At 69.3% G+C, this 6875-nt stretch carries 7 protein-coding genes; 4 read left to right on the top strand and 3 right to left on the bottom strand.

Going from position 1 to position 6875, the window contains the following annotated elements; genetic code table 11:
- Positions 1-86: 86 nt before the first annotated feature.
- Positions 87-695 carry a class I SAM-dependent DNA methyltransferase gene (locus tag AC3WRN_RS14720; RefSeq protein WP_492623529.1) on the bottom strand — a complete coding sequence of 203 codons (609 nt, stop codon included), beginning with the start codon at positions 693-695 and terminating at the stop codon, positions 87-89.
- Positions 696-1028: 333 nt separating this feature from the next.
- Between AC3WRN_RS14720 and AC3WRN_RS14715 the strand changes: the two genes are divergently transcribed.
- Together AC3WRN_RS14715 and AC3WRN_RS14710 are read left to right on the top strand one after the other, a co-directional pair.
- The gene (locus AC3WRN_RS14715) at positions 1029-2558 is read left to right on the top strand and encodes a DUF1800 domain-containing protein (protein WP_492623533.1); all 1530 of its coding nucleotides are present in this window, start codon (positions 1029-1031) and stop codon (positions 2556-2558) included.
- Between the two features lie 51 nt (positions 2559-2609).
- Entirely contained in the window at positions 2610-3809 is a 1200-nt protein-coding gene (locus AC3WRN_RS14710; protein ID WP_492623528.1) for a DUF1501 domain-containing protein, read from the top strand.
- Between the two features lie 12 nt (positions 3810-3821).
- On the opposite strand, the gene AC3WRN_RS14705 is transcribed toward AC3WRN_RS14710, so the two are convergent.
- Both AC3WRN_RS14705 and AC3WRN_RS14700 read right to left on the bottom strand, forming a co-directional pair.
- A complete protein-coding gene (locus AC3WRN_RS14705) occupies positions 3822-4736 on the bottom strand; it encodes a sensor domain-containing protein (RefSeq protein WP_492623527.1) in 915 nt (304 codons plus the stop codon).
- Positions 4736-5098: a PadR family transcriptional regulator gene (locus tag AC3WRN_RS14700; protein ID WP_492623532.1), complete on the bottom strand. Its 363-nt coding sequence runs from the start codon at positions 5096-5098 to the stop codon at positions 4736-4738. The genes AC3WRN_RS14705 and AC3WRN_RS14700 overlap by 1 nt, the downstream gene beginning before the upstream one ends.
- 149 nt (positions 5099-5247) lie before the next feature.
- Here AC3WRN_RS14700 and AC3WRN_RS14695 point away from each other — a divergent pair, with 149 nt between their 5' ends.
- Together AC3WRN_RS14695 and AC3WRN_RS14690 are read left to right on the top strand one after the other, a co-directional pair.
- Positions 5248-6186 carry a peptidylprolyl isomerase gene (locus AC3WRN_RS14695; RefSeq protein WP_492623526.1) on the top strand — a complete coding sequence of 313 codons (939 nt, stop codon included), beginning with the start codon at positions 5248-5250 and terminating at the stop codon, positions 6184-6186.
- Positions 6187-6264: 78 nt separating this feature from the next.
- Complete coding sequence (locus tag AC3WRN_RS14690) at positions 6265-6858, top strand: class I SAM-dependent methyltransferase (protein WP_492623525.1); 594 nt, start codon at positions 6265-6267, stop codon at positions 6856-6858.
- The last annotated feature ends 17 nt before the right edge of the window (positions 6859-6875 follow it).

The following is a 6875-nucleotide window of genomic DNA, read 5'->3' as shown; positions in this document are numbered from 1 at the left end:
CCCTGTGCGCGATGCTCTGATGTCGATGTGAGCCAAGAGCATCGCGCACAGGGTGCGCTCCTACACACGTTGCAACCCGGGGGGTATCAGGCCGGCAATTGCGCCCGCTCCAGTGCCGCGATGTGGCGCTCCAGCCGCGGCCCCAGGTAGCAGTGCGAGCCGCACGGCAGCAAGCCCACCTTGCCGAACTCGCGCAGGTACCACGCCGGCGCGCGCGCCACGAAACCGTGGTGGTCGCCGGCCACGTCGTCGCGGCTGGTGAACACCTCCAGGAACGCCACCCCTTCGAGCATCTCGCCGAGGCCCTGCAGGCCGGCGCGGATCTCCGCCGGCTTCAGGTAGTGCAGCACGTCGGTGCACACGATCAGGTCGAAGCGGCTGTCGAAGCGCAGTTGCTCCAGCTGGCCGAAACGGGCCAGGCCGATCTGGCGGCTGCGCCCGTAGCGCGCCACCACGTACTCGCTGGCGTCCAGCCCGCGATACGCGATGCCCGGCCGCAGCGCGCGCAGCGGCGCGCGCCAGGTCGCCTCGCCGCAACCCACGTCGAGCACGTTGCGCACCGGCCGCCCCAGGTAGTACTCGGCCTGCGCCACCACCATCGCCACCTTGCGCTTCAGCTCCGCCGGCGAGCCGACCGCGTGCCGCGGGTCGCGGTACCACTTGTCGAAATAGTCGCGATCGTAGGTCTTCGGCATCGGCCCGCTCCGGCAAAGGCGGCATGGTAACCGGCGGCAGGCCTGGCGGCGCACCATCCTCCGGGCCGCCCGCAAGTTATCGCGGATCGACCGATGCCTTCGTGCCGATGCATGAATCCCGGCCCAACGCACCGGCGAAAAACTTGCCCGCCGTCATCGGATGCCGCCCGCGTGCGTTGACACTGTGGCATCGCCGTTGCCCATCCCTGCCGTGCACTGCCTGGAATGTTCCGCATGCAGCCAACGCCACTGCTCCATCGTCCGCCGGCGACCCCGCCTTCACCACGTTCACGCGTGCCGCGGCTTGTGCTGTACGCGCTGATCTCCCTTGCCATGTCGGCGTGCGGTGCGCAGGCCCGGCCCGACCGCGGCGCCGATGCAACCGCGCCGCTCGCGGCGCCCGGCAACCTTCACGGCCAGCCGCTGCACCGTGACGATATCGCCTGGCTGCAACGGATCAGCTTCGGCATCGACTCGGCACAGGCGGCCAGCTACCGCGAACTCGGCCGCGCCCGTTACCTCGACCGGCAGCTCGCCGCCGGCGGGTCCGATACGCTGCCCGCGCCCGTCGCGGGCCTGATCGGCAGCTACGAGGCCATCAACACGCCGGCCGCACAACTGGTGGCGCAACTGCGCGACGAGCAGCAACGCATCCGGGACATGCCCGACGGCGACGACAAGATCGCGGCGAAGAAGGCCCTGCAGGAACACGGCCAGAACCTGGCGCTGCAGGCGCAGCAGGCCGAGTTGCTGCGCGCCGTCTACGGCAGCGATCAGCTCAAGGAACAGCTGGTGTGGTTCTGGCTCAACCATTTCAGCGTGTACGCGGCGAAGGGGCGGGTACGCTGGGTCGTCGCCGACTACGCCGGGAAAACCATCCGCCCGCACGCGCTGGGCAAGTTCAGGGACCTGCTGCTGGCCACGCTGGAAAGCCCGGCCATGCTCGAGTACCTGGACAACGCGCAGAACGCCAGGGGCAAGGTCAACGAGAACTACGCGCGCGAGCTGATGGAACTGCATGCGCTGGGCGTCGGTTCGGGCTATACCCAGCAGGACGTGCAGCAACTGGCGCTGATCCTGACCGGGTCGGGGCTGGCCCCGCTGGAGGACCGGCCGCGCCGCTTCAATCCGCGCATGCAGGCGCTGGTCGTGCGCCGTGGCCTGTTCGAGTTCAACCCGGCACGCCACGATTTCAGCGACAAGGTGTTCCTCGGCCAGCGCATCAGGGGCAGCGGTTTCCACGAAGTGGAACAGGCGGTGGACCTGATCGCGCGCCAGCCGGCCTGCGCGCAATTCATCTCGCGCCAGCTCGCCGGATATTTCGTCGCCGACGATCCGCCGCCGTCGCTGGTGGCGAAGATGGCCGCCACCTTCCAGCGTAGCGGCGGCGACATTGCCGCCGTGATGCGCACCATGCTGACCTCGGTGGAGTTCGACGGGAGCGGCGGGAAGTTCAAGGATCCGACCCGGTTCGTGGTGTCGGCCATGCGGCTGGCCTACGACGGCCAGCCGATCGCCAACGCGCGGCCGCTGGTCAACTGGCTCAGCCAGATGGGCGAGCCGCCGTTCGGCCGCCCCACGCCGGACGGCTGGCCGCTGGATTCCGCCGGCTGGAGCAGCTCCGGCCAGATGGCCAAACGCTTCGAAATCGCCCGCGCGATCGGCACCGGCAACAACCAGCTGTTCCGCCCGGAAGGCAGCCCCAAGGTCAACGCCGGCTTCCCGATGCTGACCACCCGGCTCTACTACGAAGCGATCGAGCCCGGCCTCTCCGCCGGCACCCGCGCGGCGCTGGGCAAGGCGACCTCGCAGCAGGAGTGGAACACCTACCTGCTGTCGTCGCCGGACTTCAATTACCGCTGACCGCCGCGCATGCCGTCCAGCCACCCTCCCTGCAACCCGCCGAGGCATCCCATGAACCGCCGTGAATTCCTGTTCGCCGCCGCCAGCGCTGCCGCCGCCGTCCCGGCGCTGTCGTTTTCCGGCAGGTTGTTCGCCGCGCCGGCCGGTTCGCCGCGCTTCCTGCTGGTGTTCCTGCGCGGCGGCTACGACTGCAACAACCTGCTGGTGCCGTACGGCAGCGATTTCTACTACGAATCGCGCCCGACCCTGGCGATCGCCAGGCCCGATGCCGGCAACCCGGACAGCGCGATCGCACTGGACGCGGACTGGGGCCTCAACCCGGTCCTGCGCGACTCGATCTACCCGCTGTGGCAGCGCAAACAAATCGCGTTCGTGCCGTTCGCCGGCACCGACGACCTTTCGCGCAGCCATTTCGAGACCCAGGACAACATCGAATCCGGCGAACCGGTCGCACGGCGCAGCGATTTCCGCAGCGGCTTCCTCGCGCGCCTGTCCGGCACGCTGCCGCGCGTCCCGGCCATCGCGTTCACGGATGCGCTGCCGCTGAGCTTCCAGGGCCACGCGGACATCCCCAACATCTCGCTCCGCGGCGTGGCCAGGCCGGTCTTCGACGCCGGACAATCGTCGATCCTCGCCGGCATGTACAAGCACACCCCGCTCGCCGCCGCCGCTGCCGACGGGCTGGAGCTGCATCAGCAGGTATCGAAGGATCTGCAGGAAGAAATGACGAAGGCGAACCGCGGTGCCGCCAACGCGAAGAACTTCGCCGCCGAAACCCGGCGCATCGCCACGCTGATGCGCGACCAGTACCGACTGGGCTTCGTCGACGTCGGCGGCTGGGATACCCATGTCAACCAGGGCAGCGTCAGCGGCGGCCTGGCCAACAACCTGCAGAACCTCGGTGCAGGCCTGGCCGCCTACGCCGACGCCCTCGGCGACGAATGGGACGACACCGTGGTGGTCGTGGTCTCCGAATTCGGCCGCACCTTCCGCGAGAACGGCGACAAGGGCACCGACCACGGCCACGGCACCGTGCACTGGGTGCTCGGCGGCAAAGTCAACGGCGGCCGCATCGCCGGCGAGCAGGCCGCCGTCGCGCGGCAAAGCCTGCTGCAGGATCGAGATTACCCCGTGCTCAACAACTACCGCGACGTGTTCGGCGGCGTGTTCAAGCGCCTCTGGGGCCTGTCGGACAGCCAGTTGCAGACGGTGTTCCCGCAGGCCCGGCCGCGCGACCTGCAACTGGTCTGAGCCACCGCGCGGTCAGCTCGCCGCGCGCGGCACCAGCATGTGCTTGGCGATATGTCCGTGCAGCCGACCCAGGCCGCGCGCCAGGTGCAAGGTGGCGAACAGCAGCACGATGCCGATCGCGCACATCGCGATCGCGTCGCCCCAGCCCGGCACGTGCGGACCGAAGCCCCAGTCCACGGTGACCTGGTGCGGCCAGGACAGCCAGCCGTCGCGGAACAGCATCGCCAGCGGCGCGCCGATGAAGGCCACCGACACGCTGAGCAGGGTCACGGCCAGCGTGAAGTACACGATGCCCAGCGGCAGCATCAGCCACAGGTAGCAAAGGGTGGTCCAGGTATGCACGTCGGTGAACATGCTGCCGATGCGCTGCAGCAGGCCCATGCCCGCGGTCGGGTACACCGGCCGGCGCGGCATGCGCATGCCCAGCATCGCCTCCACGATGCGCCCTTCCACCAGCGACAGCACGCGCACGCTGCCGAAGAACAGCACGATGAACGGCAGGCCGATGATCAGCACCGACAACCCCGCCGACAGCGACAACCCAGTCACCGCCCAGGTGAAGTAGAAGATGCCGGTGGCCAGCGACAGCAGCATGTAGAACAGCGCGCCGTAGGTGCGCGGATCGGCGGCGACGCCGAAGAAGCGCCCGGCCAGCGAGCGCCGCTTCGGCGGCGGCGGCGGACGCAGCGCGCGCTGGATCCTGATCTCCTGGTCGCGGTAGATCTCGGCCACCTCGTCCGGCGCGCCGTAGCTGCCGACGACGTGTTCCAGCATCTGTGCCTCGCCGCGGCCAGGCTGTTCGGCCAGCTCGGCGCGCAGGTGTTCCTCGGCGTCGTACAGCGCGTCCTGGATCAGGGCCGGGTCGGCACCGCGCAGCGCGGCACGCAGTTGTTCAAGGTATTCGGCGATCGTGCGTGGCGCGTTCATTACACCCCTCCTTGCAAGACGTTATCGACGGAATCGCGGGTGGCGTTCCACGCGGCGACCCATTCGCGCAATACCTCGCGCCCCGGTTTGGTGATGCGGTAGTAACGGCGCGGCGGCCCGCTGACGGAGGGCTCGACCTCGCTGGCGAGCAGGCCGGCCGCCTCCAGGTTGCGCAGTACCGGATACAGCGCGCTCTGCTTGCCGGCCAGCACGCCCTCACCCATCTCTTCCAGCCGCTTGGCGATCTGGTAGCCGTACATCGGCTGGCGCGACTGCCCCAGCACCGCCAGCAGCACCAGCGACACGGTGCCGCTGGAAAGCTCCTTCTGGAACTTCTTCAACTGGCTGGCGCTGTCGTCCACTTCACTCACCCGTACTGCCGCATGACGTTGAGTGAACCATAGTGCTAACTTGACACTAGTGCATGGGCCTGAAGTCATGCCTCCAGCCAACCGGCCGTGGCACTCTGCTAAGTTGCAGCCCTTGTCCATTCGTTGTCCGGGGGAATGCCATGCTTCGCCGCCATCTCATCGCCGCACTCGCGCTGACCAGCAGCCTGCTGGCGCTGCCTGCCGTCGCCGCCGAGCAGGACAAGCCCACGCCGACCGCGAAGGAAATCCTCGCCAAGTCGACACCGGCCGAGTGGCGCACGCCGGATCCGCAGAACTTGTTGATCATGCAGCTGCCGACCGGGCGCGTGGTGATCGAGCTGGCGCCGGACTTCACCCCGCTGCACGCGGCGAACATCCGCACCCTGGTGCGCGGGCATTATTTCGACGGGCTGGCGATCATCCGGGTGCAGGACAATTTCGTCACCCAGTGGGGCGACCCGAACGACGACGACAACGGCGACAAGAGCAAGCTCCGTCCGCTGGGCAAGGCCAGCAAGACGCTGCCGCCGGAATTCACCCGCGCGATCGACCCGAAGCTGCCGTGGACGGCGCTGCCGGATGGCGACGTGTACGCGCCCGAGGTGGGCTTCAGCGAAGGCTTCCCGGTGGCGCGCGACCCGGCCAGCGGGCAGGAATGGTTGGCGCATTGCTACGGCATGGTCGGCGTGGCGCGCGACGTGGCCCCGGAAACCGGCAGCGGCAGCTCGCTGTATGCGGTGATCAGCCAGGCACCGCGCCGGCTGGACCGCAACCTCGCCGTCGCGGGACGCGTGCTGGAAGGCATGCCGTTGCTGTCCGGCCTGCCGCGCGGCCCCGAGCCGATGGGCTTCTACGCGAAGCCGCAGCAACGCGTCACGATCGAGTCGGTGCGGCTGGCCGCCGACATCCCGGCGAAGCAGCGCCCGACGATCGAGGTGCTGCGCACCGACAGCGCCAGCTTCGCCGCCCTGATCGAGGCGAAACGCAACAGCCGCAACGCGTTCTATGCCCGGCCGGCCGGCAAGGTCGACCTGTGCAGCATCGAGGTGCCGGTACGCGAGGCGAAACCGGCGCATTGATGCCACCACGCCGCCGCAAACATTTTGTTCACCCGCGTCGGTTACCTTGCATCTCCAGCCGAGCGCGGAAACCACTGCATGCCACTGAACGACACCCTGACCTTCCTGCGCGCCTGGCTGCGCGACCCGCGCGGCATCGGCGCGGTAACGCCGTCCGGCGCCGCGCTGGCGCGGCTGATGACCAGCCGGGTGGGCGCGCTGGATGGCCCGGTGATCGAACTGGGGCCAGGCACCGGCGCGCTGACCCGCGCCTTGCTGGCACGCGGCGTGCCGCTGCACCGGCTGGCCCTGGTCGAGGCCGACCCGCACCTCGCCGATGCGCTGGGCCGGCGCTACCCGGAGGCGACCATCCTGCGCATGGACGCGGCCCGGCTCGGCGATACCGCACCGCTGTTCGGCGACGAGCGCGCCTGCGCCGTGGTCAGCGGCCTGCCGCTGCTGTCGATGCCGCCGGCCCAGGTCGCCGCGATCGTGCACGGCGTGTTCGAGCGCCAGCTGCGCAGCGGCGGCATGTTCTACCAGTTCACCTACGGCCCGCGCTGTCCGCTGCCGCCGGCCCTGCTGGCACGGCTGAACCTGCAGGCCCACCGGGTCGGCAGCGCGCTGCTCAACCTGCCACCCGCGGTGGTGTACTGCATCAGCCGGCGGGCGGAGAGCCGGGTCGCTGCCTGATCCGCCGACGCTCGCGG

It is taken from the genome of Rhodanobacter sp. FW101-FHT13A11, from assembly GCF_058790335.1.
The sequence above is the reverse complement of the archived record's forward strand: the minus strand, read 5'-3'. Positions and strand labels throughout refer to the sequence as shown.